The organism is Streptomyces sp. DS1-CR2 (assembly GCF_055760475.1).
In genome coordinates, this window is record NZ_CM147085.1 from 1,374,849 (window position 1) to 1,401,841 (window position 26,993).

General features: G+C 72.1%; 22 protein-coding genes and 1 pseudogene. 11 read left to right on the forward strand and 12 right to left on the reverse strand.

The window, feature by feature from the left end; genetic code table 11:
* The first annotated feature begins 111 nt into the window (after window positions 1-111).
* Complete coding sequence (locus ACY0PA_RS06900; protein ID WP_473083824.1) at window positions 112-1,503, forward strand: MFS transporter; 1,392 nt, start codon at window positions 112-114, stop codon at window positions 1,501-1,503.
* Between the two features lie 109 nt (window positions 1,504-1,612).
* On the opposite strand, the gene ACY0PA_RS06905 is transcribed toward ACY0PA_RS06900, so the two are convergent.
* The 4 genes from ACY0PA_RS06905 to lnt form a co-directional block, all read right to left on the reverse strand.
* Window positions 1,613-3,556, reverse strand: coding sequence for a helix-turn-helix domain-containing protein (locus ACY0PA_RS06905; RefSeq protein WP_473083825.1), 1,944 nt, complete (start codon window positions 3,554-3,556; stop codon window positions 1,613-1,615).
* Window positions 3,557-3,646: 90 nt separating this feature from the next.
* On the reverse strand, window positions 3,647-4,438 hold the full coding sequence (locus ACY0PA_RS06910) for a 3-hydroxybutyrate dehydrogenase (RefSeq protein ID WP_473083826.1): 792 nt from the start codon (window positions 4,436-4,438) through the stop codon (window positions 3,647-3,649).
* Window positions 4,439-4,493: 55 nt separating this feature from the next.
* A complete protein-coding gene (locus tag ACY0PA_RS06915) occupies window positions 4,494-4,973 on the reverse strand; it encodes an NUDIX hydrolase (RefSeq protein WP_473083827.1) in 480 nt (159 codons plus the stop codon).
* A 10-nt stretch (window positions 4,974-4,983) separates the two neighbouring features.
* Window positions 4,984-6,582 (reverse strand): apolipoprotein N-acyltransferase, encoded by a 1,599-nt coding sequence (gene lnt / locus ACY0PA_RS06920; protein WP_473083828.1) that lies wholly within the window; start codon window positions 6,580-6,582, stop codon window positions 4,984-4,986.
* 224 nt (window positions 6,583-6,806) lie between these two features.
* On the opposite strand from lnt, the gene ACY0PA_RS06925 reads away from it, so the two are divergent.
* Window positions 6,807-7,877, forward strand: a complete 1,071-nt coding sequence (locus ACY0PA_RS06925; protein WP_473086257.1) for an O-antigen ligase family protein — start codon at window positions 6,807-6,809, stop codon at window positions 7,875-7,877.
* 14 nt (window positions 7,878-7,891) lie between these two features.
* Here the strand turns inward: ACY0PA_RS06925 and ACY0PA_RS06930 are convergent, their stop codons facing one another.
* The gene (locus ACY0PA_RS06930) at window positions 7,892-8,443 is read right to left on the reverse strand and encodes a hypothetical protein (RefSeq protein ID WP_473083829.1); all 552 of its coding nucleotides are present in this window, start codon (window positions 8,441-8,443) and stop codon (window positions 7,892-7,894) included.
* 105 nt (window positions 8,444-8,548) lie between these two features.
* The gene (locus ACY0PA_RS06935; RefSeq protein ID WP_473083830.1) at window positions 8,549-9,337 is read right to left on the reverse strand and encodes a glutamate racemase; all 789 of its coding nucleotides are present in this window, start codon (window positions 9,335-9,337) and stop codon (window positions 8,549-8,551) included.
* Window positions 9,338-9,395: 58 nt separating this feature from the next.
* Here ACY0PA_RS06935 and ACY0PA_RS06940 point away from each other — a divergent pair, with 58 nt between their 5' ends.
* Window positions 9,396-10,571: a glycosyltransferase gene (locus ACY0PA_RS06940; RefSeq protein WP_473083831.1), complete on the forward strand. Its 1,176-nt coding sequence runs from the start codon at window positions 9,396-9,398 to the stop codon at window positions 10,569-10,571.
* A gap of 12 nt (window positions 10,572-10,583) precedes the next feature.
* Here ACY0PA_RS06940 and ACY0PA_RS06945 read toward each other — a convergent pair whose 3' ends face one another.
* Window positions 10,584-11,873: a TerD family protein gene (locus tag ACY0PA_RS06945; protein ID WP_473083832.1), complete on the reverse strand. Its 1,290-nt coding sequence runs from the start codon at window positions 11,871-11,873 to the stop codon at window positions 10,584-10,586.
* Between the two features lie 259 nt (window positions 11,874-12,132).
* Between ACY0PA_RS06945 and ACY0PA_RS06950 the strand changes: the two genes are divergently transcribed.
* The 4 genes from ACY0PA_RS06950 (at window position 12,133) to ACY0PA_RS06965 (ending at window position 16,747) form a co-directional block, all read left to right on the forward strand.
* A complete protein-coding gene (locus ACY0PA_RS06950; RefSeq protein WP_116500463.1) occupies window positions 12,133-12,570 on the forward strand; it encodes a DUF6643 family protein in 438 nt (145 codons plus the stop codon).
* 45 nt (window positions 12,571-12,615) lie between these two features.
* Entirely contained in the window at window positions 12,616-13,440 is an 825-nt protein-coding gene (locus ACY0PA_RS06955; RefSeq protein ID WP_473083833.1) for an MOSC domain-containing protein, read from the forward strand.
* A 180-nt stretch (window positions 13,441-13,620) separates the two neighbouring features.
* Window positions 13,621-14,226, forward strand: coding sequence for an Rv1733c family protein (locus ACY0PA_RS06960; RefSeq protein WP_473083834.1), 606 nt, complete (start codon window positions 13,621-13,623; stop codon window positions 14,224-14,226).
* A 115-nt stretch (window positions 14,227-14,341) separates the two neighbouring features.
* On the forward strand, window positions 14,342-16,747 hold the full coding sequence (locus ACY0PA_RS06965; RefSeq protein ID WP_473083835.1) for a right-handed parallel beta-helix repeat-containing protein: 2,406 nt from the start codon (window positions 14,342-14,344) through the stop codon (window positions 16,745-16,747).
* Here the strand turns inward: ACY0PA_RS06965 and ACY0PA_RS06970 are convergent.
* Window positions 16,717-19,056, reverse strand: a complete 2,340-nt coding sequence (locus ACY0PA_RS06970; protein WP_473083836.1) for a hypothetical protein — start codon at window positions 19,054-19,056, stop codon at window positions 16,717-16,719. The two genes, ACY0PA_RS06965 and ACY0PA_RS06970, sit on opposite strands and share 31 nt — an antisense overlap.
* 216 nt (window positions 19,057-19,272) lie before the next feature.
* Here ACY0PA_RS06970 and ACY0PA_RS06975 point away from each other — a divergent pair, with 216 nt between their 5' ends.
* The gene (locus ACY0PA_RS06975) at window positions 19,273-20,100 is read left to right on the forward strand and encodes a DeoR/GlpR family DNA-binding transcription regulator (protein WP_383094842.1); all 828 of its coding nucleotides are present in this window, start codon (window positions 19,273-19,275) and stop codon (window positions 20,098-20,100) included.
* A 66-nt stretch (window positions 20,101-20,166) separates the two neighbouring features.
* Window positions 20,167-20,664 (forward strand): SRPBCC family protein, encoded by a 498-nt coding sequence (locus ACY0PA_RS06980; protein ID WP_473083837.1) that lies wholly within the window; start codon window positions 20,167-20,169, stop codon window positions 20,662-20,664.
* 15 nt (window positions 20,665-20,679) lie between these two features.
* Here the strand turns inward: ACY0PA_RS06980 and cds1 are convergent, their stop codons facing one another.
* The gene (cds1, locus tag ACY0PA_RS06985; RefSeq protein ID WP_473083838.1) at window positions 20,680-21,837 is read right to left on the reverse strand and encodes an L-cysteine desulfhydrase Cds1; all 1,158 of its coding nucleotides are present in this window, start codon (window positions 21,835-21,837) and stop codon (window positions 20,680-20,682) included.
* A 306-nt stretch (window positions 21,838-22,143) separates the two neighbouring features.
* Between cds1 and ACY0PA_RS06990 the strand changes: the two genes are divergently transcribed.
* Window positions 22,144-22,488, forward strand: a complete 345-nt coding sequence (locus tag ACY0PA_RS06990) for a hypothetical protein (RefSeq protein WP_473086258.1) — start codon at window positions 22,144-22,146, stop codon at window positions 22,486-22,488.
* 211 nt (window positions 22,489-22,699) lie between these two features.
* On the forward strand, window positions 22,700-23,218 hold the full coding sequence (locus tag ACY0PA_RS06995) for an ATP-binding protein (RefSeq protein WP_473083839.1): 519 nt from the start codon (window positions 22,700-22,702) through the stop codon (window positions 23,216-23,218).
* Window positions 23,219-23,280: 62 nt separating this feature from the next.
* Here the strand turns inward: ACY0PA_RS06995 and ACY0PA_RS07000 are convergent.
* The 3 genes and pseudogenes from ACY0PA_RS07000 to ACY0PA_RS07010 form a co-directional block, all read right to left on the reverse strand.
* Window positions 23,281-25,843: pseudogene (locus ACY0PA_RS07000) on the reverse strand (ABC transporter permease).
* 5 nt (window positions 25,844-25,848) lie between these two features.
* Window positions 25,849-26,637, reverse strand: a complete 789-nt coding sequence (locus ACY0PA_RS07005) for an ABC transporter ATP-binding protein (protein ID WP_473083840.1) — start codon at window positions 26,635-26,637, stop codon at window positions 25,849-25,851.
* Window positions 26,634-26,915 (reverse strand): SHOCT domain-containing protein, encoded by a 282-nt coding sequence (locus ACY0PA_RS07010; RefSeq protein WP_473083841.1) that lies wholly within the window; start codon window positions 26,913-26,915, stop codon window positions 26,634-26,636. Before ACY0PA_RS07010 ends, ACY0PA_RS07005 begins: the two co-directional genes overlap by 4 nt.
* Between the last annotated feature and the right edge of the window lie 78 nt (window positions 26,916-26,993).

Here is a 26,993-nt window from a genome sequence, read left to right on the forward strand (position 1 = left end):
GCATAGCACCGCCCAAAACTATGGTGCCCCACCACATGTGCCGTTGACCTGCGTCTTTCTACCTTGTGCCGACACGTACCCGTCCCCGCCCAACGCCTGGAAGTGGTCCACATGGCCTCCGCAGCAACCGCTCCCCCACCGCCCGCGAGCCTCCGTCGGATCGTCGCCGCGAGCCTCATCGGCACCACGATCGAGTGGTACGACTTCTTCCTCTACGGCTCCGCCGCCGCGCTGGTCTTCAACAAGCTCTTCTTCCCCAACTCCGAGCCGCTCGTCGGCACGCTCCTCTCGTTCCTGACCTACGCCGTCGGGTTCGCCGCGCGGCCGATCGGCGCGCTCGTCTTCGGGCACTTCGGCGACAAGCTGGGCCGCAAGAAACTGCTGGTCCTGAGCCTGCTCATGATGGGCGGGGCGACATTCGCCATCGGCGTCCTGCCCACGTACGACACGGTCGGCATGGCTGCTCCGGTACTGCTCACCGTGCTGCGACTGGTCCAGGGCTTCGCGCTGGGCGGCGAGTGGGGCGGCGCCGTGCTCCTGGTCTCCGAGCACGGGGACGCCGAGCGGCGCGGCTTCTGGGCCTCCTGGCCGCAGACCGGAGCGCCCGCGGGACAGCTCCTCGCCACCGGCGTGCTCTCCCTGCTGACCGCGCTCATCTCCGACTCCGCCTTCACCTCCTGGGGCTGGCGCATCCCGTTCCTGCTGTCCGGTGTCCTCGTCATGGTCGGCCTGTGGATACGTCTCTCTGTCGATGAGTCACCTGTCTTCAAGGAGGCGCTGGCCCGGGCCGAGGCGCGCAAGGCCGCGCAGGGCGGCGCGAGCGAGAAGACGCCGCTCGTCGCCGTGCTGCGCCACCACTGGCGTGACGTCCTCGTCGCCATCGGCGCCCGCATGGCCGAGAACATCAGCTACTACGTCATCACCGCCTTCATACTCGTGTACGCCACCACATCGGCCGGCGTCTCCAGGCAGACCGCGCTGAACGCCGTACTCATCGCGTCCGCCGTGCACTTCGCGGTCATCCCGGCCTGGGGCGCGCTCTCCGACCGGGTCGGGCGCAGGCCCGTGTACCTGCTCGGGGCCGCGGGCGTGGGCCTGTGGATGTTCCCGTTCTTCTCGCTCATCGACACCGGCGGCTTCGGGAACCTGATCCTCGCCGTGACCGTGGGCCTCGTACTGCACGGGGCGATGTACGCGCCGCAGGCGGCCTTCTTCTCCGAGATGTTCGCGACGCGGATGCGCTACTCGGGTGCTTCCATCGGCGCGCAGTTCGCCTCGGTCGCCGCGGGAGCACCCGCGCCGCTCATCGCCACGGCGCTCCTCGCCGACTACGGCAACTCCACCCCGATCGCCCTGTACGTGATCGCCGCCGCCGTCCTGACGCTCATCGCCGTGGGCGTCGCGAAGGAGACCCGGCACCGCGATCTGGCCCACATCGAGGAGGACAGCGCCGCTGGCGAGCAGGCGGCCGCGGCCCGCACGGCGGACGCCCGCCCCGCCTGACCCGGCCACCGCTCCCCCGGCCCCCGTACGCACCCCCGCGTACGGGGGCCTCGCCGTCATGCGAGGCACGCCGCACGCCACGCAGCACCCAGCTCACCACGCCCCGGCGTCAGCCCGATACCGCCCCGGCCAACCGGTGCAGCCGCAAAGCGAGTTGGATCTCAAGGGCACGCGCGGGCGACTGCCAGTCCGGGCCGAGCAGGCGCCCTATTCGTTCCAGGCGCTGTGCCACCGTGTTCACGTGCACATGCAGCGCGTCCTTGGTGCGGGCGGGACTCATGCCCGAGGCGAAGTAGGCGTCGAGCGTGCGCACGAGGTCGGTCCCCCTGCGCTGGTCGTACGTCACGACCTCGCCCATGGTGCGTTCGACGAACCCTGAGATGTCCCGGCTCTCCGCGAGCAGCAGGCCGAGGAAGCCGAAGTCCTCCGCGGCGGCGCCCTCGCCGTCTCTGCCGAGCAGGCGCAGGGCGTCCAGGCAGCGCTGCCCCTCCGCGTACGCGGCGGCGACGGTGTCGGTGCGGGTGGTCAGGTCCTCCACGGGCGCCGACGCGCCGACGGTGACCTGCTCGTGGACCGCGGCGGAGAGGTGCTTGGCGGTGCGGCGGGCGAGGTCGGAGGCCCGGTCCCCCGTTCTCAGGGGAAGCAGCAGGACCGTACCCCCGTCACGCGCGGCGGCGAGCCCGTGCCGGGTGGCGGCGAGATGGGACGCGGCGGACCACAGGCGGCGCCGGGCGGCGGCCTCCTGTTCGGCGTCGGCGCCCGGGGTCTCCAGTCGCGCGGCCAGGACCACATGGGTGGCGTCCAGGTCGGCGTGCAGCCGCGCGGCCCGCTCCCGCAGCAGCCGCGGATCCCGGTCCCGCGCGTCGAGCAGGTCGTCCAACAGCTCGCCCCGTACACGCTGTTCGGCCTCGGAGGCGGAGCGCCGGGCGAGCAGCAGGAGCGAGGTGACCATCGCGGCCCGCTCCAGGGTGCGCTGGTCGACGGGGTCGAGCCCCGGGTGGCCGCGCAGGACGAGCGCGCCGAGGAGTTCACCACCCGCAGCGACGGCGGCGACCCAGTCGTCCCCGTCCCGCACGGCGTGCCCGTCGGCGCGGGAGGCGTCGAGGGGTTTGTCGGGGGCGGTGACCACGTCGGCGAACTCCACGGTCCCGTCGAGGACTTGGGAGACGGCCGCCGCCACGTCGTGGACGCCGCCGCCCCTCAGGACGAGTTCGGCGAGGCGGTCGTGGACGTCGGACGCGCGCTCGATGACGTCGCCGCGGTCCCGGATGATCTCGTTGGCGCGCTCCAGCTCACCGAGCGCCTCCCGGGTCTCCGAGAGAAGGTTCGCGGTGTCGATGGCGGCCGCGGCGAGCGCCGCGAAGGAGCCGAGCAGCGCGATCTGCTCCCGCTCGAAGACCCGCGCGCGCCGGTCGGCGGCGAACAGCACGCCGATGACATGGGGGCCGAGCATCAGCGGCACGCCGAGGATCGCGACGAGGCCCTCGTCGTGGACTCCGGTGTCGATGGTGCGCGTGTGCTTGAAGCGGATGTCCTGCGCGTAGTCCTCGGTGACGTACGGCCGGGCGGTCTGGGCGACGAGTCCGCCGAGCCCCTCGCCCATGCCGAGCCTGAGCTGCTGGAAGCGCGCGGCGACGGAGCCCTCGGTGACCCGCATGTAGGTGTCGCCCCTGGCCGGGTCGTTCAGCGTCAGATAGGCGACGTCCGTGCTGAGGAGGGAGCGGGCGCGCTGCACGATGGCCTGGAGGACGGCGCCCAGGTCGCGCAGGCCGGCGAGGTCGTGGGCGGTCTCGAAGAGCGCGGACAGCTCCGCCTCGCGGCGGCGCCTGCCTTCGAGGTCGGCGCGGACCCGCAGGGCGAGCCCCTTGGCGTGTTCGAGGGCGTCGATCCGCCCCTGCGGTTCGCCCTCGGCGCGGGCGACCAGCACGGGCTGTTCGTAGGCGTCGGCTGACGCGCCCCGGGCGAGGAGCTCGAGGAACGGCGCCTCGGCACTCGACGCGGGGCGTTCAGGGCCTGCGGGGCCTGACGGGGACTGTGCTGGATCGTGCTTCATGCTCAACAGGATTACCCGCCGTACGGCCGGCCCCGCCAGCCCTGTGGACAACTCAGTGGATCAGACAATCGCCGCCACCCGCGAGGGTGATCAGTGTGCGGTCCAGCCGCCGTCCAGGACGAGCGACGTCCCGGTGATGAAAGAGGCCTGTGGGCTGCACAGGTACGCGACCGCCTCGGCGACCTCTTCGGGTTCGATGAGCCGCTTGAGCGCGCTGTCCTGGAGCAGGACTTCGGCCAGGACCCGTTCCTCGGGGATGCCGTGGGCTGCGGCCTGGTCGGCGATCTGCTTCTCGACCAGCGGCGTGCGGACGTAGGCGGGGTTCACGCAGTTCGAGGTGACGCCGTGCGGAGCGCCTTCGAGCGCGGCGGTCTTGGAGAGCCCTTCGAGGCCGTGCTTGGCGGCGACGTACGCGGACTTGAACGCGGAGGCGCGCAGGCCGTGGACCGAGGAGAGGTTCACGATGCGGCCCCAGCCCTGCTCGTACATGTGCGGCAGGGCGCCGCGGACCAGGCGGAAGGGTGCCTCCAGCATCACCGTCAGGACGGTGTGGAAGACGTCCGGCGGGAACTCCTCGATGGGGCGCACCAGTTGGATGCCCGCGTTGTTGACCAGGATGTCGGCGCCCGCGGCGCACTCCTCGGCCGCGTCCAGGTCGGTGAGGTCGAGGACGCGCGGCTCGATACCGCCGGGGGTGGCGCCGGCCTGCTCGGCCAGCGCCTCAAGGCCCTCCCGGTCCCGGTCGACCGCTCTCACCTTGGCCCCGGCCGCGGCGAGCCGCAGCGCGCAGGCGCGGCCGATGCCGCCTGCGGCGCCGGTGACGAGTGCGATGCGGCCGCCGAGATCGAGCGGCGCGGTGAGGGGTGCGTTGGGCGCGGTCATGCTCCGCACCCTAGGCAGCGCTCGCGCCCCGCCCGATGTGGTCAGCACACATACTTCAGCGCTCGGACATGGTCTCGAACCATGTCGGCCCGTCGGAGGCCGCCTGCTTGATCCGGAGCAGGCAGAAGTCGCCCAGCGGCGGCAGCGAGTCCAGCGCGAACCAGCCCACTTCGAGGGACTCGTCGTCGTTGACCCGGGCCTCGCCGCCGGTCGCCCGGCAGCGGAAGGTCGTGTCCGTGAACTGGCACTGGTCGCCGTTCGGGTACGTCACCGGCTTGAGGGTCTTCACCAGGACGACCCGCTCGGGCACGCACTCGACGCCCGTCTCCTCGTACACCTCGCGTACGGCGGCCGCGGCAGGCTGCTCACCCGGCTCCGGAATTCCGGCGACGACCGCCCAATTGCCGGTGTCGGCGCGCCGCCCGAGAAGGACCCTGCCGTCGTCGTCGAAGACGACGGCGCTCACGCCGGGCAGCACGAGGAGCTGGTGGCCCGCGGTGGCACGGATCCTGCGGATGAACTCTGGAGTAGCCATGCCTGCGACCCTATCCGGCGGCGGACCCGCCCCGGCGGGAGCGCACCACCGCCCAGCCGAGACCGCCCACGCCGATGGCCACGAGCAGGAGCTCAGGCCATCCGCCCAGGCGCGTGGCGAGGGTCAGCGAGGTCCGCTTGGGCACGTCGGCGACCAGGGTGTCGGCGACGAACATGCCGGTGTGCTGGGCGACGGACCCGTCGGGCCTGATGACCGCGCTGACGCCGCTGGTCACCGGCACCATCACGGCGCGGCCGTGCTCCACGGCGCGTACCCGGTCCATGGCGAGCTGCTGGTAGGTCATCTGGCTGCGGTCGAAGGTGGCGTTGTTGCTGGGCACGGAGAGGATCTGCGCGCCCGCCTTCACCTGGTCGCGTACCACGGAGTCGAACGCGGCCTCGTAGCAGGTCACGGGCCCGATCCTGGTGCCCGCCATATCGAACACGACCGGCTTCTCGCCGGCCACGAAGTTGCCCGCGCGGTCGACGTCCTTGCTGAAGATGCGGAAGAAGCTCCGGTACGGCATGTACTCGCCGAAGGGCTGGAGCTGCCGCTTGTCGTAGACGGCGCCGGGGCCCGTCTTCGGGTCCCAGAGGATCTGCCGGTTGCGGGGCGTGCCGTCCTTGGCGGTGACGACGGCGCCGACGGAGACGGGCGCGCCGACCGCCCTGGCCGCCTTGTCGATCTCGGCGTACGCGTCGGGGTTCACGTAGGGGTCGATGTCGGAGGAGTTCTCCGGCCACAGCACGAGGTCGGGCTTCTTGACCTGGCCCGCCTTGATCTTCGTGGCGAGCTTCATCGTCTCCCGTACGTGGTAGTCGAGCACGGCCCGGCGCTGGGAGTTGAAGTCGAGGCCCATCCGCGGCACGTTGCCCTGAATGACGGCGACGCGCGCGGTGCCGTGCTCGGCCGCGGTGGAGACGAGGGGCGCCGCGGCCGCTCCGGCGATGACGGGCGCTACGGTGAACGCGGCGGCGACGGCCACACCCCGGTCACGTACGCCGCGTACGTCCTTGAGGCGCAGCGCGAGAGCGGTGAGGCCGAAGCCGCACAGGACGACGGCGAATCCCAGGAGCGGGGTGCCGCCCAGCGAGGCGAGCGGCAGGAACAAGCCACTGGGCTGACCGAACGCGACCTTGCCCCAAGGGAAGCCGCCGAACGGGAAACGTGCCCGCAGCGCCTCGTCCGCGATCCACACGCCCGCGGCCCACAGCGGCCACAGCGGCAGCCGAGAGACGTAGGCGATGCCGAGACCGGCCAGGGCCATGACCAGCGATTCGGCGAGGGCGAGGGCCAGCCACGGCAGCGGCCCGACGTCGACGCCCGTCCACGACAGGAGCGGCACGAGGAAGCCGAGGCTCATGAGGAAGCCGAGGCCGAACCCCGCGCGCATCCGCCGCCCGTACACGGACGCCCCGAAGAGCGCGAGGGCCAGGGGCGCGAGCCACCACAGTTCACGAGGCGGGAAGCCGGCGTACAGCAGCACTCCGGAGAGCACCGCGGCGGCGGCCGGAGCGATCCGTCGCGGCAGGCGTGCCCGGCGCGAGGCGGGCGCCGACTGCGGATCGAGCTGTTCCGGCTCGTCTACGGAGGTTGCGGTGGCGGTCACTCGGGGAGTGTACGGCGGGTCGTCTGCCGGGCGACACGGCGGTCCGCGGGGGTCGTGGCCGCCACGCGGACCACTGCGTGCAGCATCGTTCCTGCGCAACCCGTGCACAAACCGGTGCATCAGCCGTTACGGTGTGCCCTAGTCCCCGAGGAACGGCCGGATCCGGCCATGCCACTCGGGGCCCGTCACAGTCGGGGGGCGACGGGGTGGTGGGGACCACGGGGATGTCGTCGGCGGCCGGTCCGTCGGCGGAGTACGAGCGGCGCAATGTCGCCGACGCGTTGGGCATCGTCGCGCTCGGGGCGTGCGCTGTCTGGTCGCTGATCACCGCGACCGCCCGCGCGGGCAGGCCCGAGGGCGTGCTGCTCGCGGTGCTGGCCGTCGCGGCGGGCTACGCGTGCGGCCGGATCTCCGGCGCGCTGCTGCCCATGGCGGCGCCCTGTGCGGCGGCCTTCGCGGGACTCGGGCTCGCGCTCGCATCACCGCACGCGGTGCCCGCGCCCGACACGGGTTCTCCGCTCGGCCGCACCGGCGCGACGGCCGCACTCCTCGCGCTCTCCACCGGCGGGGCCTGCTGCGCGGCTTGGGCGGCGCGGCGCCTGCCCGTGCGCGCGGCCCTGTTCCTGCTGGCCGGCGGCACGGTCGCGGCGGCCGCCGCCGTCGGATCGATCGCCGGTGTCACCGCGTGCACGGGCGTGCTGCTGTGCTCCCTCGCCTCGGCCATGATGCGGCACCACAGGGGCGTCGGCCTCGCCGGTCTCGGCGTCATGACCGGGCTGGTGACCGGAGTTTCCCTGGCTCTGCTGAAGGGCGTACTGCCCTCGGGACTCACCGCCTCCTTGGAGGGGCAGCTCACGCAGCACCGGATCCTTTTGTGGCAGGACGCGCTGCGCCTGGCCGAGTCCGATCCCGGCCTCGGCAGCGGCCCGGGCCGCTTCGGAGAGCTCAGCCCCACGGTCGGCGAGACGCTGCTGCCCGACGGCAAGCCGCACTCCGCCCCGCTCCAGCAGGCCGCCGAACAGGGACTCGTAGGCGTCTGCCTCCTTGCCGCGGTGTTCTGCTGGCTCCTGTACGTCCTGTGGCGGTCGGCGCGCTCCACGCCGGTGGTCCTGACGGCGGGCGCGGCCCTGACCGCTCTCGCCGGTATGGCGACGCTCGGCAACGCCTTGAGCTTCACGACCGTCACCGCAGGCGCGGGCCTGCTCGCGGGGGTGGCGACGGCGAGACCCTGGGGCGACGAGCCCCCGGACAGCACTACGGCCGCCCCGGTGCGTGTCCGGAGCGGCCGTGTGTAAGGGTGCGGGTGCCGTCAGACCGCGGGGCCCATCGAGGCCGGCTTGAGCCTGGCGTGAATGGCGCGCACCGCCGCCTCGGCGTTGTCCACGGTCACCGTGAACTTCCTGCCGTCGACCATGATCAGAACGACGCCCTCGCCACGCCGGACGATGACGGCCGTGCCCTGCTCGGGACGCCAGCGGTAGCCCCAGCCGCCCCACTGCCGTGGCGTGACGCTGGGTTCGAACTCGGCTCCCGCCACATGGGCGAGCAGGATGCGGCGGCGCGGGACTCCTATGTGGCCGCACCGCACTTCCAGGTAGTCCTTGTCGACCTTCACGGCCACATGGACGAAGGCAAGGGTGCCGAACAGGATCAGGAGACCCGCGGCGATGCAGCCGACCACCGACATCACCAGCGCGACGATCCCGGAAGTCCACTGGGCAGCCACGGCGATCTCGATGCCGAGCGCCAGGCACGCGGCGCCGCCCAGCGCTGCCAGCCACTGCACGCGATTGCGTGCACGGCCTGTCCAGACCTCGGGGGCGGCGGACGCGCGCCGCTCACTACCGGAGTGGTGCCTCATGAAAACGAGACTACTCATGTTCCGCAGTGAAGGCACTGGGCTGCGGAGAGTGATTGCGTAAAGCCCCGGTGCGCCTGGGTCACGCCCGAAGTCCGGGCCACTTGGTCACTGTGCGTGGCTGACGGCGGCCTGGAGCAGCCTGCCCTCCGCGTACACGAGTGCGGCGGGCGGCAGCGCGGAGGTGCGGCCGCTGAGGAGGACGGTGAGGGCGCCCTGCGCACCGGTCTCGGCGCCGGGCCCGGCGCCGATCCTGCGCAGCGCCTGCGCGGCGACGGCCCCTGCGCTGCCGTGCAGGGCGAGCGGCGGCATGCCGGGCTGCTGGACGGCGGCGCGGATGCGTTCCGCCACGAGTTCGTAATGGGTGCAGCCCAGGACGACGGCCCTTACATCGCGCGGGGTGAGCGCTGCGGCGGCAGCGATCGTCCTGTCGATGGCGCCCTCGTCCGCGTGCTGCACGGCGTCGGCGAGCCCCGGGCAGGGCACCTCGGTGACCTCCACCCCGTCCGCGAAGTCCCGGATCAGTCCCCGCTGGTAGGGGCTTCCGGTGGTGGCGGGGGTGGCCCAGATGGCTACAGGTCCGGTGCCGGCGGCGGCCGGCTTGATCGCGGGGACCGTGCCGATGACGGGGATCCCGGGTTCGAGACGGGCCCGCAGCGCCGGCAGGGCGTGGACCGAGGCGGTGTTGCACGCGACGATGAGCGCGTCGGGGCCGTACTCCGCGGCGGCCTCGGCGACGGCCAGGGCCCGCTCGGTGATGCCCTGCGGGCTACGCGGCCCCCAGGGCATCCCGTCGGGGTCGGAGGAGAGGACGAGCCCGGCGTCGGGCCGCAGGCGCCGTACCGCGGCAGCGGCCGCGATGAGTCCGATTCCCGAGTCCATGAGCGCGATCTTCACCCGGAAACCATAGACGATGGCCCTCACAGCGAGCGGGCGGTGGGGCAGACTGCGGCGGATGGACGCCGTTGTGTGGATCACCGCAGCATCGCTGGCCGCGTGGGTGTGGCTGCTGGCCGGGCAGGGCTTCTTCTGGCGCACGGACCTGCGTCTGCCCCCGCGTACGGAGCCGGCCAAGTGGCCCTCGGTGTGTGTCGTCGTCCCCGCACGCGACGAGGCGGCGGTCCTCCCGGACAGCCTGCCCTCGCTGCTCGCGCAGGACTATCCGGGGCGGGCCGAGGTCTTCCTGATCGACGACGGCAGCACGGACGGCACCGGAACCCTGGCAAGGGAGCTGGCCCTGCGGCACGGCGGGCTGCCCCTCACGGTCGACTCACCGGGCGAACCGCCGGCGGGCTGGACCGGCAAGCTGTGGGCGGTGCGCCACGGGATCGGCCTGGCACGCGCGCGTGATCCCGAATATCTGCTCCTGACCGACGCGGACATCGCGCACGGGCCGGACAGCCTGCGGGAGCTGGTGGAGGCGGCCCGCACGGGCGGCTTCGACCTCGTCTCGCAGATGGCGCGGCTGCGCGTGGAGAGCGTGTGGGAGCGGCTCGTCGTCCCGGCCTTCGTGTACTTCTTCGCCCAGCTGTACCCGTTCCGCTGGATCGCGCGGAAGGGCTCGCGCACGGCGGCAGCGGCCGGCGGCTGTGTGCTCCTGAGCGCCCGGGCCGCCGAACGCGCCGCGATCCCCGACTCGATCCGGCACGCCGTCATCGACGACGTCGCGCTCGCGCGGGCGGTGAAGGGCGCAGGGGGCCACATCTGGCTGGGCCTCGCCGACCGCGTCGACAGCGTCCGCCCGTACCCGCGGCTCGGCGACCTGTGGCGCATGGTGTCGCGCAGCGCCTACGCCCAGCTGCGCCACAATCCGCTGCTCCTCGCCGGGACCGTGGCCGGCCTCGCGCTCGTCTACCTGGCGCCGCCGGGCGCGCTCGTCGCCGGACTCGCCACGGGACATGGGCTCACCGCGCTGCTCGGCGGGCTCGCCTGGCTGCTCATGACCGCGACGTACGTTCCGATGCTGCGGTACTACGCGCAGCCGCTGTGGCCGGCGCCGCTGCTGCCGGGTACCGCGTTCCTGTATCTCCTCATGACGGTCGACTCCGCGGTGCAGCACTACAGGGGGCGGGGTGCGGCCTGGAAGGGACGTACGTATTCCAGGCCGCACCCCGCGCCGGAGCGGCAGTAGCCGACCGGGGCGCTACTTTCTGCCCGGCGTCCAGTTCATGCCCCACCCGTAGGCGTAGTCGACGGTGCGCTGCGGGCTCACGCCGCGCTCGGGCACGAGGTAGCGGGCCTCGCGCTGCACGGTCAGGTCGCTGCCCGTGTTCGTGATGAGCGCGAGGGCGCACACCGTCGACGGCACGGTGCACTCGTCCAGGGAGAAGTCGACGGCCGCGCCGAACTGGGGCTGGAGCGTGACGGTCGCGTGCAGGTCCGCGAAACTGCGGGCGCCTTCGTAGATCGTGACGAAGATGAGGACGCGCCGCAGGTCCTTCATGTGGTCGAGGTTGATCGTCAGGTTCTCGCCGCTGGAGACGGCGCCGGTGCGGTCGTCGCCGTCGAGGTGGATGTACGGCGGCCGGTTCAGGGCGCCGAACGCGTTGCCCAGGGCCTGGACGACGCCTTTGCGGCCGTCGGTGAGTTCGTAGAGGGCACACAGGTCCAGGTCGAGGTCCGCGTGCTGCGCAACGGCGCGGCCCAGCTTGCTGCCCCACCCCTTGAACTGCTTGCGCACCTCCCAGTTGAGGTTCACGCGCATCGCGCCCGACGTGCCGCCCTGCTTGGCGAGGGAGACGGACGGCGCCGCCTTGGTGAGCGTCACCTTGGTGAGGCGGACGGGCTGCTGCGGGGGTGCGGTGGGGGGCGGAGGCGGCGGCGCGGTGACAGGGGCCGCGACGGGCGGTGCGGGGGCGGGCGTGACCGCGGGTGCCGATACGGGTGCGGGTGTCGGCGCGGGTGTCTGGGGTTCGTCGACCGTGATCCCGTAGTCGGTGGCCAGGCCCGCCAGACCGCTGCCGTATCCCTGGCCGACGGCGCGGAACTTCCAGGCGCCCTGGCGCCGGTAGAGCTCGCCGAGGACGAAGGCGGTCTCCATGCTCGCGTCGGCGCTGTCGTAGCGCGCGATCTCGGCGCCGTTCGCCGCATCGAGGACTCTGATGTACAGCCCGGGGACCTGCCCGAACGAGCCGCCGTCCGACGACGCGGCGAGCACCACGTTCTCGATCGCGGGCTCCACGCGCGCGAGGTCGACCGAGATCGTGTCGGTCACCTGGCCGTCCGCGCTCCGCTTGCCCTCGTGACGTACCGCCCCCGAGGCGTGCGCCGGCTGGTTGTAAAAGACGAAGTCCGCGTCCGAACGGACCTTTCCGGAGACGAGCAACAGCGCGGAGGCGTCCGCGTCGGGCACCCCCGCACCTGAACGCCACCCCAATTCGATCCGCACGGCCGGCGCCGCCACGACGACATTCGAACCCTTAGACATTGGCATGTCCGCCCCCAACAGAGATCTCCGGCTTCCTGGTCAACCTATTCCCCGCGACCGAAAGCGGCACAGGGGCCGGCGTTTGATGATCACTGGCCAACCGCCGGTAACCCATCAGAACTCGCCTTTACACGATCCGAACGCTGGACGACGACCGATTTTGCCAAGTTCGCTCGCATTGGGGATCGCGAGTCACTGCCGACACGCAAAACAACCCTCTTATCGGTCTCCCCAACCAGCACATCGTGGGCTTAACTTATGTGCCATGACCTCCCCCCGCTCCACCTATGGCGGCGGTTACTACTCCGCGCCGTCCTTCCCGGACACTCCGATCTACGACTCCCTCGTCGCAGAGCGGGGCACACCCCAGATCGCCCCGATCCGGGTTCCTGCCATGTACGACACCGGCAGTCATCTGCCCGCGCTCCCGTCCGCGCTTCCCGCGCTGCCGGCCGCGCCCTCCGCTCCCATGCCCCAGTACGGTTACGCGACCCCGCAGCAGGCGCCGCTCCAGCACGCGCCGGCGCCGTACATCCCGCAGCAGGCCTCCGGGCCCCGCGGCTACGCGGGCATGCAGCAGCCGCAACAACAGCAGCAGCGCCCGGCGCCCGGCACCGGCTACGAGGCCATGCGCCCCGCGGCGCCCCGCCCTGCCGCGCCCTACGAGGATCCGTACAACCGTCAGCAGTACCGCGGTTATTGATCTTCCGGACATGGGGCTGTCCGTGCCGGCTGGCAGGATGGCCCCATGCCGAATGCCTCGCTTCACTCGATTCACATACACCCACTGAAGTCGGTTCGGGGGCGCGCGCCGCGCGAGGCGGCCGTGGAACCGTGGGGTCTTGCAGGAGACCGCCGGTGGGTGCTCATCGATGCCTCGGGCAAGGTCGTCACCCAGCGCCAGCACCCGCGTCTCGCGCTCACTTCCGCCGAGACCCCGGACGGCGACGGTCTGCGCATGTCGGCACCCGGCCGCGCTCCCCTGACCGTGCCGGTGCCCCGGCCGGGCGGGACGACCACGGTGAACATCTTCGGGGACAAGGTCGAGGCCGTTCCGGCCGACGACGCGGCGCACACCTGGTGGAGCGCGCACCTTGAGGCCGACGTGCGGCTCGTCCACCTCGACGACCCGGCGACGCGGCGCCCCATCGACCCCGAGTACGCGAAGCCCGGCGAGACGGTCAGCTTCGCCGACGGGTATCCGCTGCTGCTCACCACCCTGTCCTCCTTGGACGCCCTCAACTCCCTCATCGCGCAGGGTGATCACGCGGACGAGGGCCCGCTGCCCATGAACCGCTTCCGGCCGAACGTCGTGGTGGACGGCACCGCGCCCTGGGCGGAGGACGACTGGTCACGCATCTCGATCGGCGACGTCACGTTCCGTATCACCAAGAAGAGCGGCCGCTGCGTGGTGACCACCACGAACCAGTCGACTTCGGAGCGTGGCAAGGAGCCGCTGCGGACGCTCGCACGCCACCGCCGCTTCGGTGACCAGCTGTGTTTCGGGACGAACCTGGTCCCGGAGACGACCGGGACGGTCCGGATCGGTGACGCGGTCACGATCCTGGGCTGACGCGTGGCCGCGTGGGGAACCCCGCGCCGGAACACGGTCGTTGGAGCACAATGGAAAGACATGGAGAGAGGGACAGGCGGAGAGCTTCGTCGAGTGGGGTGATTTCGCTCTCTCTTCGCCCCACCCGCGCGTGAGTCGTGCCGTTCACGGTTAAGACGGAGGCGGAAGGGGGTGCTGGCTGTGCGGGCAATCGCCGGTCTCTGGCGCTGGCGGCACAATCCGCTGCGCCGCGCGACCGACCTCGCCGAGGCCTGGGTCGCACTGGTGGCGCTGCTGCTGATCGTCGTTGTCGCACCGCTCATCGGCGTCGCGACGGGGACACTGGCGCACGGCGCCCTGATGCAGTCCGTGCAGGAACAGCGCAAGGAACGACGGGAAGTTCCGGCGACGGTCGTACGGAAGCTGCCCCAGCCGCCGCTGGACCCCGACCCCGAGACGTCCACGGCGAGAGACGCGCACAGCAGGGTCGTCGCCGGCTGGAAGGGACCCGACGGCGTCAAGCACACGGGTCGCGTCCTGTCGAGCCTCAAGACCCCGCATCCGGGCGACCGGTTCACGCTGTGGGTCGATGCCACGGGTCAGGTCGCCGGCCGCCCGCTGGACAACGCGACGGCGACAACACACGCCGCGCTGGCCGGATTCGGGACCGCGGCGGCCGTGGCGGGGCTCGTCGAGGGCGCCCGGCGCCTGGTCGTGTGGCGCATGGTGCGCCGCCGGTACGACCGTTGGGACCGCGCCTGGGACAACGCGGGCCCGGACTGGGGCAGGACAGGGACCGGCAGCTGAGCGGCCTTCCGCTCCGGTCAACTCCCGTCCTTCGCGCACGCTACGGTGGACCCACCTTCGCCGCGGGTAACGCAGCGAGGACCCGCGTACGACGAGGTGGGGGCACGACAAAGCCATGGCACAGGGCACGGTCCAGGTGACGCACACCGGCACGTCGCGGTGGCGGCGCCGCACTGGGGAGTACGGATCGCTCGCCGCGGCCCTGGAGGCCGCGGGCGACGGCGATGTGCTCACCGTGGCATCGGGCACGTACAGAGAGAACCTCGTCGTGGAGCGCGCGGTGACGCTGCGCGGTCCGGAGGGCTCGCCCGGGTCCGTGCGGATCGCCCCGGTCGACGGGGTGCCGCTCACCGTGCGCGCGTCCGCGACCGTCATCGATCTGCATGTCGAGGGGCAGGACTCGGCGGCCCCGGCACTCCTGGTGGAGGAAGGCGCTCCGGAGCTCTGCGATCTGCGGATCGTCACGCGCTCGGCGGCCGGCATAGAGGTGCGGGGCGGCGCGCGGCCCACCGTGCGGCGCTGCACCGTCGACAACCCCGGAGGCATCGGCATCGCCGTGCTCGACGGCGGGGGCGGTGTCTTCGAGGAGTGCGAAGTCGTCTCGGCGGGCCAGGCCGGAGTCGCCGTACGCGGCGGCGCGCACCCCCGCCTGGAGCGCTGCCGGGTGCATCACGCGTCGGGTTCCGGACTGTCCGTCACCGGCGAGCACAGCGGCCTGGAGGCCGTCGGCTGTGAGGTGTACGAGGTCAAGGGCACCGGCGTGCAGATCGCCGGGGGCGCCACGGCGCACCTCACGGACTGCGATGTGCACCGCACCACGGCGGACGGTGTCACGCTCGACACGGACGCGGTGCTCACCCTCTCCGACTGCCGTATCCACGAGATCCCGGAGAACGCGATCGACCTGCGCTCCCGGTCGGTTCTGACGCTGACCCGCTCGACGGTGCGCCGGTTCGGGCGTAACGGTCTGTCCGTGTGGGACCCGGGCACGCGCGTGGACGCCAACCAGTGCGAGATCCACGACAGTACGGGCGACTATCCGGCGGTGTGGGTGAGCGACGGCGCGACCGCCGTGCTCGACGCGTGCCGGGTGCACGACGTGCCCGACGCCCTCTTCGTGCTTGACCGCGGCTCCCGCGTGGACGTCGTCGACAGCGATCTCTCCCAAGTCCGCAACACGGCCGTGTCGGTGAGCGACGGCGCCACGGCCCAGCTGGACGACTGCCGGATCAGGGAGGCCGCGACGGGTGCCTGGTTCCGTGATCACGGGAGTGGCGGGACCCTCGCCAACTGCACTGTGGACGCCGTCCAGACGGGCGTGATCGTCACCAAGGGCGCCGACCCGACGATCGAGCGCTGCACGGTCACCTCCCCCGCCGAGGCCGGCTTCTACGTGTCGGCCGGGGGCCGGGGCAGCTTCCACGGCTGCCGCGTCACCGGGAGCGAGGGCTACGGCTTCCACATCATCGACGGCTGCCGCACGACGCTCAAGAAGTGCCGTACGGAACGGTGTTCGCGCGGCGGTTACGAATTCGCCGAGGACGGTCCCGTCGTCGAGGGCTGCACCAGCGACGAGAGCGGCGGGGTGCGCTCCGCGGGGCAGCCCGTTCCGGTGCCCGGCGTCCAGAAGGCCACGCAGACCGTGGGACTGCTCAGCGCGCTGCCCGACCAGCGTGTTCCGGCACCCGAGACAGAGGCGCCGGACACGACGCGTACGTCGGCCGATGTCCTCGGTGAACTCGACACCCTGGTGGGCCTGGAGAGCGTCAAGCGCGAGGTGCGCGCCCTGACGGACATGATCGAGGTGGGCCGGCGCCGGCAGCAGGCAGGCCTCAAGGCGGCTTCCGTCAGGCGGCACTTGGTGTTCACGGGCTCCCCCGGCACCGGAAAGACCACCGTGGCGCGCCTGTACGGGGAGATCCTCGCCTCGCTCGGTGTCCTGGAGAAGGGCCATCTCGTCGAGGTGTCCCGGGTCGACCTGGTCGGTGAGCACATCGGTTCGACCGCCATCCGCACGCAGGAGGCCTTTCAACGGGCCACCGGCGGCGTGCTGTTCATCGACGAGGCGTACGCCCTGTCCCCCGAGGACTCGGGCCGTGACTTCGGGCGTGAGGCGATCGACACGCTGGTGAAGCTGATGGAGGACCAGCGCGACTCCGTCGTGGTGATCGTCGCGGGCTACACCTCCGAGATGGAGCGCTTTCTCTCGGTCAACCCCGGTGTGGCGTCCCGTTTCTCACGCACCATCACGTTCTCCGACTACGCGCCCGAGGAGCTGCTGCGGATTGTGGAGCAGCAGGCCGACGAGCACGAGTACCGGCTCGGCGAGGGCGCGTCCGAAGCCCTCCTGAAGCACTTCACGGCGCTCCCGAAGGGACCCGCCTTCGGCAACGGCCGCACCGCGCGTCAGACCTTCGAGTCGATGGTCGAGCGCCACGCGGGCCGGGTCGCCCAGCTCGCCGAGCCGAGCACGGACGACCTGACCCTGCTCTACGAGGACGACTTGCCCGAGCTGCCCTGAGTCGCGGCGGGCTCGCCGTCCGGGCGTGGCGCCGGGACTTCCGGGCGCAGCCTGGCGAGGAGGCGGGCCCGTTCTTCGGCGAAGACGGGGTCGGCCTGGTAGTCGGAGTGGCCCAGGATCGGTGCGGGCAGCGGGTGTTGCTCGGTGCGGCCGTAGGCGAGGGGGTCCTTCAGCGCCGGGTGGTCGACCTGGGGGCCGTCCTCGCCGGGCAGCCGGACGGGGCCGCCGATCGGGTCGGTGGTGCGGTGCAGGTTGCGCCAGCAGTCGACCTGACGGTGCAGGGCGCCGAGCGCGGCGGGGCCGAAGTGGGCCGGGAACCAGCGGCCGTAGAGCCGCTCAAGGGGCGAGCCGTAGGTGAGCAGGGCGACGCGTCGGCGGACCGTGGGGTGCAGCTGCCAGGCGGCCGCGGCGGCGAGGACGCTGCCCTGGGAGTGCCCCGACAGGACGAGGCGGCCGCCCGTGGTGCGGGTCCAGGTGGCCATGCGCCAGGTCAGGTCGGGCACGGCGCGCTCCGCGTAGCAGGGCGGCGCGAAGGGGTGCGCGGCGCGCGGCCAGAACGTGCCGACGTCCCACAGGATGCCGATCGTGCGGCGGGCCGACGCGTCGCGGTAGGCGCGCCTTCCCCAGGTGACGAAGAGTATGAAGCCGAGGCCGATGAGCCAGGAGCCCATGGCCTGCGCGGTCTGCGCGGCGCCTTCCACGATGTCGTACGTGCCCTGTGCCGCCCGGCCCGGGACCTGGTGGGTCGCCCACGCGCCCGTGAGGGCTCCCGCGCCGAGGAGGAGGGTCACCGTGGAGACCGCGCCGATGATCATGGGCGCCTGGTCGGTGAGGGCGGCACGCGCGCGCGTGCCCGCGATGCGGCCGGTGCGGGCGGCGTCCTCGGGCTCCCCCGGGTAGTCGGTCGCGACGGTGGCCGTCTCACGGCGCTTGAGCCGCATGGTGCGCTGGGCGAGGACGGCGCACACCACGGCGACGACGATCAGCAGCGGCGGGATCACCGAGGCCTGCCAGGACAGCAGGACGGGGGGCCCCTCGATAGTGCCGCCGGCGCCCGGAGTGCCGGAGCCGTCCAGCCAGTCGGCGACGCGCTGGGACACTCCCCCGGACATCACACCGCCCAGGGCGCAGGCGAGCATCGCGGTCGCGGGTCCGCCGAGGCCGCGCAGGGCCGCACGGGGGTCTCGGGCTCGGCGGTGGATGGCGTGGGCGACCACGGCGAGCGCCACGATCACGGCGCCCTGGACAAGGACGATCCCGCCGAACGTCGCGTCTCCGGGCAGGCGCCCCTGCGAGCGCCACTCGGGGCGCGACCAGCCCGCGTAAAGGAACGTGAGCACCAGGAGGGCGAGGGCGGCCGCGGGCAGGAGGCGGACGAGGGTCCGGTCGAGGGTGCGGTCGACCGTGTTCTCGCTGCGGCCCCTGCGGCACACCACCCAGACGACGATGGCGGTGCCCACGACGAGCGCGCCGTCGAGGATCCGGCCGAGCACGTCGAGGAGGACGGGGCCGCCGCTCTCCCGGTCGAAGCGGGCGGCCGAGGTGCCGACGGCGGCCGCCACCGTGAGCAGGCCCGCGGCGGTGTGCGCGGCGCGCAGCCGGGCGACAAGACGGCGGCCGTACCAGAACCCCGGCCGGCCCAGCGCGTTGGTCGGGGCCTCCTCCTCCGGGTCGGGCTGGTGGGGCAGCGGCTGCTGGGACTCGTACGCGCCCCAGGTGCGGTGGGAGAGGTACCAGAGGAGTCCGGTGAGGGCGGCCGGGACGAGGGCGGCGAGGGCGAGGCGGCGGCCGGGCTGGCTCCACCAGCCGCCGTGTCCGTGCGCGTCGACCGACAGGAAGCCGAGCCAGGAGCGCCCCTCGGAGCACGCGCGCGTGCCCGCGCACTGCCAGGCCACCAGGTCGAGCGCCACCTCGCAGGCGGCGGCGACCAGGAGGACGGTGAGGCTGAGGCCGACGAGGCGCACCAGGAGTCCGTAGGCGCGCACGGTCCGCGTGCGGCGGTGGGCGTTGGGGCGCATCCAGTGGGCGAGGTTGACCACCATGAACGGCAGGAGCAGCAGCCATAAGGCGCGCGAGCCGTTGCCTGACGTGAGGTTGCACCAGACGTATGCCTCGGGGACGGGCTTGCCCCGGTAGTCGTCGGGGCGTTCCTCCGCGTCGGCGTCGTCGGCGCGGCGGTAGACCGCGGCAGTGTCGTCGCCGGAGACCCGGACCGTGCGCGGGTCGCCCAGCATCGCCTCGGGGGTGGTGCCCCCTACGCCGTGGACCAGAAGTTCGAGGGCGGTCTCGTCCGCCGTGTCACGCTCCACCGTTCAGCATCCCCCGATTGACGTGCGCGTGTGGTGCCGGAATCAGAATCCCCGCTCACGCCCGCGCTACGCATCCCTCGTCACCGAATCTCCCCCATCCGTGCCACCGCGCGCCATACTGCCCACGCGAGCGGGCAGTGGTCCGGGTGTCGGTGGCGCGTGCGAGGATGTGGCGACCATGGACGGATGTGACGAGGCGAAGGGATCCGACAGGACGTGAGCGAGAATCAGAACCTCCTCGCGGAGCAGCGCCGGGCCTTGATCCTCGACGAGGTCAGGCGCCGTGGCGGCGTCAGGGTCAACGAGCTCACTCGCAAGCTGGGCGTCTCCGACATGACGGTCCGCCGTGATCTCGACGCGCTCGCCCGGCAGGGCGTCCTGGAGAAGGTGCACGGCGGCGCGGTCCCCGTGGAGGAAGCAAGCACGCACGAGCCGGGCTTCGAGGCGAAGTCGGGTCTGGAGCTCAGCGCCAAGGAGGACATCGCGCGGACCGCCGCGGCCCTGGCGGCGCCGGGCACGGCCATCGCGCTGTCCGGCGGCACCACGACGTATGCGCTGGCCCACCACCTCCTCGACGTCCCGGACCTGACCGTGGTGACCAACTCGGTGCGGGTGGCGGACGTGTTCCACGGTGCGCAGCGCTCGTCGGGACAGCGGCAGGGCGCGGCGACCGTGGTCCTCACGGGCGGCGTGCGCACGCCTTCCGATTCTCTGGTGGGGCCGGTCGCGGACCAGGCCATCGCGGCGCTCCACTTCGACGTGCTGTTCCTCGGTGTGCACGGCATATCGCTGGAGGCCGGCCTGTCGACGCCGAACCTGGCGGAGGCGGAGACGAACCGGCGCCTCGTGCAGTCCGCGCGCCGGGTCGTCGTGGTCGCCGACCACACCAAGTGGGGGACGGTGGGCCTGAGTTCGTTCGCCTCGCTCGACCAGGTGGACACGCTCGTGACGGACGCGGGGCTGCCCGCGGACGCGCGCGCGGAGATCTCGGAGGAGCTGCGGCTCGTCATCGCGGGCGAGCCCGGAACAGGTACAGACATCTGACGGTTCGCCAGCTATGGTGACCTCTGCCCGGTCAACCGCCCGATTCCGCTTGGGGGCTGAACGTCCATGGCACGCCGACTGAAGCCCGTGGGGCTCGAGTTCACCGAGTCCGCGCCGCTGCGCCTGGTCTTCGCCCGTGAGGTGTCCGCGCCTCCGCAGGCGGTGTTCAGGGCGCTCTCCGAAGACGTGACGGGCTGGCCCGAGTGGTTCTCCGCCGTGACGCTGGCCCGCCCGACGGACGGCGGCACAGGGCGCGAGGTGCGACTCAGGGGCGGTACGCGCATGCGGGAGACCATCCTCGCGGCCGAGCCCGACACGGTGTACGCGTACCGGGTGGACGAGACCAACGCGCCGGGGATACGTGCCCTGGTCGAGGAGTGGCGGCTCACGCCGTCGGGCACCGGCGGGACGCGGGTGCAGTGGACGTTCGCCGCGGACGGCGCCGCCGCTTTCCGGGTGGGGCTGCGGCTCGGCCGAGCCGGACTCGGCCGGGCGTTCCGTGACGCGGTGGCCGCGCTCGACCGCAGGATCGCCGCGAACTCCCGGGATTCCAGGACGAGTTGAGACAGGTTCCGGGCCTCAGTCGGCGCTCGGCCACACTCCCGTAGCGAGCAGCGTCTCGATGGTCCGCGTGTACGGCGCGATGTCCATACCCTGGTGGGCCAGCCACTGGTCGGAGTAGTACTTGTCGAGGTAGCGGTCCCCCGGGTCGCACAGCAGGGTGACGACGCTGCCGGTCCTGCCCTCGGCCACCATCTCGGCGACGATCTTCAGCGCGCTCCACAACCCCGTACCGGTCGAGCCGCCCGCCTTGCGGCCGATGGCGCCCTCCAGGGCGCGCACGGCAGCGACGCTTGCCGCGTCCGGCACCTTCATCATGCGGTCGATCGCGCCGGGCACGAAGCTCGGCTCCATGCGGGGCCTGCCGATTCCCTCGATGCGGGAGCCGCAGTCGCAGGTGACGTCCGGGTCCCCGGTCGTCCAGCCCTCGAAGAAGCAGGAGTTCTCGGGGTCGGCGACGCAGACGCGGGTGTCGTGCTGCATGTAGTGGACGTACCGGGCGATGGTCGCGGAGGTGCCTCCGGTGCCGGCGGTGGCGACGATCCAGGTGGGCTCGGGGTAGCGCTCCAGCTCCAGCTGCCGGTAGATCGACTCCGCGATGTTGTTGTTGCCGCGCCAGTCCGTGGCCCGCTCCGCGTACGTGAACTGGTCCATGTAGTGGCCGCCGGTGTCGACCGCGAGGGCCGCCGACTCCTCGTACATCGTGCGCGAGTCGTCGACGAAGTGGCACCGGCCGCCGTGGAATTCGATCAGGCGGATCTTCTCGGGGCTGGTGGTGCGGGGCATCACGGCGATGAAGGGCACCCCGATGAGCTTCGCGAAGTAGGCCTCGGAGACGGCGGTCGAACCGCTGGACGCCTCGATGACGGGGCGGCCGGGCCGGATCCACCCGTTGCACAGGCCGTAGAGGAACAGCGAGCGGGCGAGCCGGTGCTTCAGGCTGCCGGTGATGTGCGTCGACTCGTCCTTCAGATAGAGGTCGATGCCCCACTCCTCGGGGAGCGGGAAACGCAGGAGGTGGGTGTCGGCCGACCGGTTGGCGTCGGCCTGGACCTTTCGTACGGCTTCTTTGAGCCAGCTTCGGTACGCGGCGTCCGTGTGGTCCACGTCCAGCGTGGGCACCGGTTCCGGCCCTTGGGGGATCACGGCTGACGGGTCCTGCCGAGGGGTGCTCACCGCATGGCTCCTTAGCGTCGTGCCGAGCGCCGGTGCGACGCCGTCCACACCCGGCCGTCGTCTTTACGACCGGTCGGACGCCCCGATCATAGACACCTTCCACACGCTTCTCACCTGCATAAACATCCCTTTGAGCAACTCAAAGGAACGCCTGCCCCAGGGCAGGAACAGGCGTGCCGAGGAACAAAGGCGTGAGTCGGCCCTTCCCCTGCCGGGCGCACTCCCCCGCGCACTGGTGCGGACGCGTTCGTGCGGGCAGACTGCACCGCGGGGCCGGTGAGAGCTCACACCAAGGGGGCGGACGACATGGCGGAGCCGGAGTTCACGGCGACGGGTGTGCGCATAGGGCGGCTGCTTCGCTCGCTCACCCGGGCAGGCGAGGTCCGCATCAAGGGCGGCCGTCTCGAACTGCTCACGAGTTACGGCAGCGAGATCGACAGCGCGCCGCTCCAGGAAGTCCGCGCCGGCAAGGTCTGGTTCGCGCCCGGCGACCGGGCGCTCGCCGATGTCGGCGGCAGGCGCTACCTGCTGAAACTCGGCGACGATCATGAACCCGGCGATGCGGTGCCCCGCCTCGCCGGCGAGAGCGGGCCGCCCACGACGCGTCGGTTCCTCGACGCGGTGCGCAGGGCGCGCGGCCGGCTGACGTAGTCGGCGGCGGACTGGGGGACTGCGTGCGCGAGTTGCAGGCTCGCACCCCCTGAGTCACTCTGGTCACACATCACTACTCAGGGTTTACCGGCGATAACGCTGCGAACCAGCCCGCCGGACATGCAGCAGGCGGGCCTCGGCTGACAACGCGACCCTCTGCTGGCTCGGTACTCCGCCTTCTTCCGGACCTTCAATTCGGGGAGTCGCAGCCGTGATCAGCCACCCAAGCAAGCATTGCACGGTGGAGCTCCAGGCCCTGCCGTCGCGGATCCGCCAGGTCCGCAGGATCGTATCGGCGCAGCTGCGCTACTGGCATCTGGATCCCCTGATCGACGAGGCGATGCTCGGCGTGACCGAGCTGCTGACCAACGTCCATCGGCACGCCGGTCCCGACAAGATGTGCACCGTCGAGATCGAGCTGCTGCGCGACCGCCTCACGGTGTCGGTGCACGACCACGACCCGCACCTGCCGCAACTGTGCGACACCGACCCGCTCGCGACCTGCGGCCGTGGCCTCGCCCTGGTCGCCGCGGTCAGCGAGAGCTGGGGCGCGCGGCCGCAGGGCGAGGACGGCAAGGTCGTGTGGTTCACGCTCCCCGCGCCGCCGGCGGCGCTGCCGCTGCCGCCGATTCCCGAGTACCGGGTGGCGGACGTCTTCCCCGAGCTGGACTCCCCGGCGGACCGCCGCGCGGCCCGACATGCTCCCGCCCGGTCGGCCGTTGCCGGCTGACCGGGCGGTGACCACCCCCTCGTACGGCACGGACCGCGTCACTCCTTACGGCACGGACCACGTCATTCGGTGGCGATGGCCCGCAGCACGTCGAGGCGTGCGGCGCGGCGGGCCGGACGCAGGCCCGCGAGCGCTCCGGCGGCGAGGCCCACCAGGGCCACGACGACGAGCTGGAACGGGGGCAGGGCGAACGCGAACGCGCTGTCGCTCGCGCCGTCCGAGGCCTCGACCAGGACCCAGCCGAGGAAGCCGCCGAGCACCAGGCCACCCGCGGTGCCGAACGCCGCGACCAGGACGGACTCCCACCGGACCATGGCCCGCAGCTGGGCGCGGGTCTGTCCGACGGCCCTCAACAGGCCCAGTTCACGGGTGCGTTCGTGGACGGCCAGGGTGAGGGTGTTGGCGATGCCGAGCAGAGCGATCAGCACGGCGAGGGCCAGCAGCGCGTAGACCAGGGTCAGCATCATGTCGATGCCGCCGGCGGACGACTGCGCGTACTCGTCGCGGGTCTGCACCTCCGGATTCCCGTACGCCGCCGCGACCTTGGAGACGGCGGCCTTGCCGTCGGCCGTGCTCACGCCGTCCTTGAACGTGACGGCGATCAGGGTGTCGGAGTCCTGGGCGCGGTGCGGGGCCCAGGCCTCGCGCGTGATGACGTAGTCCCCCGCGAGCTCCGACTGGCCGTAGACCGCGCGGACGGTGAAGGTCTGCTGCTTGCCGTCGGTGAAGGCCAGTCGGGCGGCGCTGCCCGGTTCCAGGTGCTGCTTGTCGGCCTCCTTGCGGGTGATCGCGATGCCGTCCGTGCCGAGGTCGTTCAGCGAGCCCCGGACGGTGCCCAGGTCGAATGACCTGGCGAGCGCGGCCGGGTCGGTGACGGTGAGGGCGCGGCCCTCGCCGTCGACGTCCGCGACGCCCTTGCCCAGGCCGACGGCTGTCGCAACCTGCGGCTGCTCGGCGATGGCCGGGGCGAGCTTCGGGCTGAGGCCGCTGCCGCCCGCGCCGAACGACGGCGCGGACACGGCGATGTCGCCGGCGAAGGAGCGGGACACCGTCTGGTCCATGGTCGCCTTCAGCGAGGCGCCGAAGACGGTGAACAGGGAGACGACGGCGACACCGATCATCAGGGCACTCGCGGTGGCGGCGGTGCGCTTGGGGCTGCGCAGCGCGTTGCGCCGGGCGAGGCCGCCGGTGACGCCGCGCAGCTTGTCGAGGGGGCTGCCGAGGACACGTACGGCGCGCGACGAGGCGACGGGACCGAGCACCACGAACGCGACGAGGATCAGCACGCTGCCGAGGCCGGCGAGCCAGATGGACGGCGACGCGAGGACACCGATCAGGGTGACGGCGACCGCGGCGACGCCCAGCGCCGTACCGATGACGGCGCGGCGGCGCGAGGCCCCGGACTGGTCGACTGCCGTCTCGCGCAGGGCCGCGAGGGGTGCGGTGCGTCCGGCTCGTACGGCGGGCAGGAGCGCGGAGCCGAGGCAGACGAGGATGCCGACGGCGAGCGGGAGCAGCATGGACAGGCCGCTGATCACGAGAGCGCCGTCGGGGAACGGGAAGCCGATCGCGGGGAAGAGCGCCTGGAGCCCGGCCGCGATGCCGATGCCGCCGGCGAGACCGGCGACCGACGCGAGGACGGCGACGGCGCTCGCCTCGACGAGCGTGGTGGCGGTGACCTGGCGGCGGGAGGCGCCGAGGGCACGCAGGAGCGCGTTCTCCCGGGTGCGCTGGGCGACGACGATCGCGAACGTGTTGTGGATCGAGAAGGTCGCCACAAGCAGGGCGATGCCGGAGAACACGAGGAGGAAGGTGGTGAAGAGGGTCAGGAACTGGCCGGAGATCATGTCTGTGTTCTCCTGCGCCGACGCCTCACCGGTGATGGCCTCGACTCCCTTGGGCAGTACGGGAGTCAGCTCGTCGACGAGTTCCCGCTGGCTGATGCCGGGGCCGGCCCGCACCTGGATGGACGCGGCCTCGCCGGGCTTCGGCGTGAGGTACTTCTCCGCGTCGGCCTGCGTCATGCCGGTGTACGTCACCTGGGCCATGCCGTCCTCGCCGCCGAACGTGGCGAGGCCGACGATCGTCACCTTGACGGGGTCGGGGGTGCGCAGGGTCGTGGTGTCGCCGATCTTGAGGTCGCCCTTCTTGGCGGCTCCACGGTTGACGACCACCTCGCCGGTCTTCGAAGGGGTGCGTCCTTCGGCCAGGCGGTACGGGTTGAGTTCGGGATCTGCGATCCAGTTGCCCGCGAGGGTGGGCGGGCCCCTGGCCGCCGATCGCCTTGCCGTTGCTGCCGACGAGCTGGCCCGCGCCCTGGATGCCGGGCACGGCGGCGGCGACGCCCGGGGTGTCCGCGAGCTTCTTCGCGAGCGACGCGGCGACGGGCTGCCGGGTGCCCTGGCTCTCACCGGGGGTCGTGATCACGTTCGTGCTGCGGACGACGGCGTCGGTGCCGCTCGACGCGTTGCCGAACATGGTGTCGAAGCTGGCGCGCAGGGTGTCGCCCATGAGGAGCGTGCCGGCGAGGAACGCGACGCCGAGCAGGACGGCCAGGAAGGTGCCGGCGAAGCGCCGCTTGTGGGCACGCAGGGACGACAGGCTCAGACGCGCGGAGGTGCTCACGGAGCTCATGACGGTGTCTCCCCCGCGTGTCGTGCGCCGCCGGCCGCGTCGAAGGCCTTCATGCGGTCGAGGACCTTGTCCGGGGTCGGGTCCTGCATCCGGTCGACCAGGCGGCCGTCGGCGAGGAAGACGACCTCGTCGGCGTGGGCGGCGGCCACCGGGTCGTGGGTGACCATGACGACCGTACGGTCCATCTGCCGTACGGCGCGGCCGAGAAGCCCGAGCACCTCCTCGCCGGAGCGCGAGTCGAGGTTGCCGGTGGGCTCGTCGGCGAAGACGACGTCGGGGCGGCCCGCGAAGGCCCGGGCCACGGCGACGCGCTGCTGCTGTCCGCCGGAGAGTTCCGACGGCCGGTGGTGCAGGCGGTCGCGCAGGCCGACGATGTCGACCAGGGCGTCGATCCACTCCCTGGAGGCGGCGTCGTCCTTCGCGCCCGCGAGATCCATCGGCAGGGTGATGTTCTCCGCGACCGTCAGCGTCGGCACCAGGTTGAAGGCCTGGAACACGAAGCCGATGCGGTCGCGGCGCAGCAGGGTCAGGCGGCGGTCGTCGAGGTCGCTCAGGTCGGTGTCGCCGATGAAGGCGGAGCCGGCGCTGAGGGTGTCGAGGCCCGCCGCGCAGTGCATGAGCGTGGACTTGCCGGAGCCGGAAGGACCCATGATCGCGGTGAACCTCCCGGCCTCGAAGCCGACGCTCACGCCGTCCAGGGCCCGGACCGCGGTGTCGCCGCTGCCGTAGACCTTCACGGCGTCGACGACTCGGGCCGCGGTCCGGGTGAGAGTGGCGGTGGTCATTCCGCACCGCCCTTGGTGCGGCCGAACTCCTCGTTCAGGACGGAGCTGCGGCGCCAGTATTCGTCCTCGTCGATCTCGCCCGCGGCGAAGCGCCGGCCGAGCACGGTGAGGGGCGAGTTCTCGTCGGCGGCGGGCCGCCAGGGGCCGCCACGACGGCGTCCGCGCCACACGGTGCGGCGCAGCAGCGTGACGGCGCCGATGACGACGGCCGCCCAGATCAGTGGGAAGAACAGGATCCACGGGCCGGGCCCGCCGTCCCAGTTCGCCAGGGTCTGCATGAGAGTCATCTCCTCGGAACGTGTGCTCACGTTTTCTCGATGACTCGAGACTCGCTCCGAAGGGGGGTCGAAGTCGTC

What these genes read in the sequence shown, in the direction of transcription:
- ACY0PA_RS06900 (WP_473083824.1), top strand. Translation starts at nt 112, where the DNA reads ATGGCCTCCGCAGCAACCGCTCCCCCACCGCCCGCGAGCCTCCGTCGG.
- ACY0PA_RS06905 (WP_473083825.1), bottom strand. Translation starts at nt 3,556, where the DNA reads ATGAAGCACGATCCAGCACAGTCCCCGTCAGGCCCCGCAGGCCCTGAA.
- ACY0PA_RS06910 (WP_473083826.1), bottom strand. Translation starts at nt 4,438, where the DNA reads ATGACCGCGCCCAACGCACCCCTCACCGCGCCGCTCGATCTCGGCGGC.
- ACY0PA_RS06915 (WP_473083827.1), bottom strand. Translation starts at nt 4,973, where the DNA reads ATGGCTACTCCAGAGTTCATCCGCAGGATCCGTGCCACCGCGGGCCAC.
- ACY0PA_RS06925 (WP_473086257.1), top strand. Translation starts at nt 6,807, where the DNA reads ATGTCGTCGGCGGCCGGTCCGTCGGCGGAGTACGAGCGGCGCAATGTC.
- ACY0PA_RS06930 (WP_473083829.1), bottom strand. Translation starts at nt 8,443, where the DNA reads ATGAGGCACCACTCCGGTAGTGAGCGGCGCGCGTCCGCCGCCCCCGAG.
- ACY0PA_RS06940 (WP_473083831.1), top strand. Translation starts at nt 9,396, where the DNA reads ATGGACGCCGTTGTGTGGATCACCGCAGCATCGCTGGCCGCGTGGGTG.
- ACY0PA_RS06945 (WP_473083832.1), bottom strand. Translation starts at nt 11,873, where the DNA reads ATGCCAATGTCTAAGGGTTCGAATGTCGTCGTGGCGGCGCCGGCCGTG.
- ACY0PA_RS06950 (WP_116500463.1), top strand. Translation starts at nt 12,133, where the DNA reads ATGACCTCCCCCCGCTCCACCTATGGCGGCGGTTACTACTCCGCGCCG.
- ACY0PA_RS06955 (WP_473083833.1), top strand. Translation starts at nt 12,616, where the DNA reads ATGCCGAATGCCTCGCTTCACTCGATTCACATACACCCACTGAAGTCG.
- ACY0PA_RS06965 (WP_473083835.1), top strand. Translation starts at nt 14,342, where the DNA reads ATGGCACAGGGCACGGTCCAGGTGACGCACACCGGCACGTCGCGGTGG.
- ACY0PA_RS06980 (WP_473083837.1), top strand. Translation starts at nt 20,167, where the DNA reads ATGGCACGCCGACTGAAGCCCGTGGGGCTCGAGTTCACCGAGTCCGCG.
- ACY0PA_RS06990 (WP_473086258.1), top strand. Translation starts at nt 22,144, where the DNA reads ATGGCGGAGCCGGAGTTCACGGCGACGGGTGTGCGCATAGGGCGGCTG.
- ACY0PA_RS07005 (WP_473083840.1), bottom strand. Translation starts at nt 26,637, where the DNA reads ATGACCACCGCCACTCTCACCCGGACCGCGGCCCGAGTCGTCGACGCC.
- ACY0PA_RS07010 (WP_473083841.1), bottom strand. Translation starts at nt 26,915, where the DNA reads ATGCAGACCCTGGCGAACTGGGACGGCGGGCCCGGCCCGTGGATCCTG.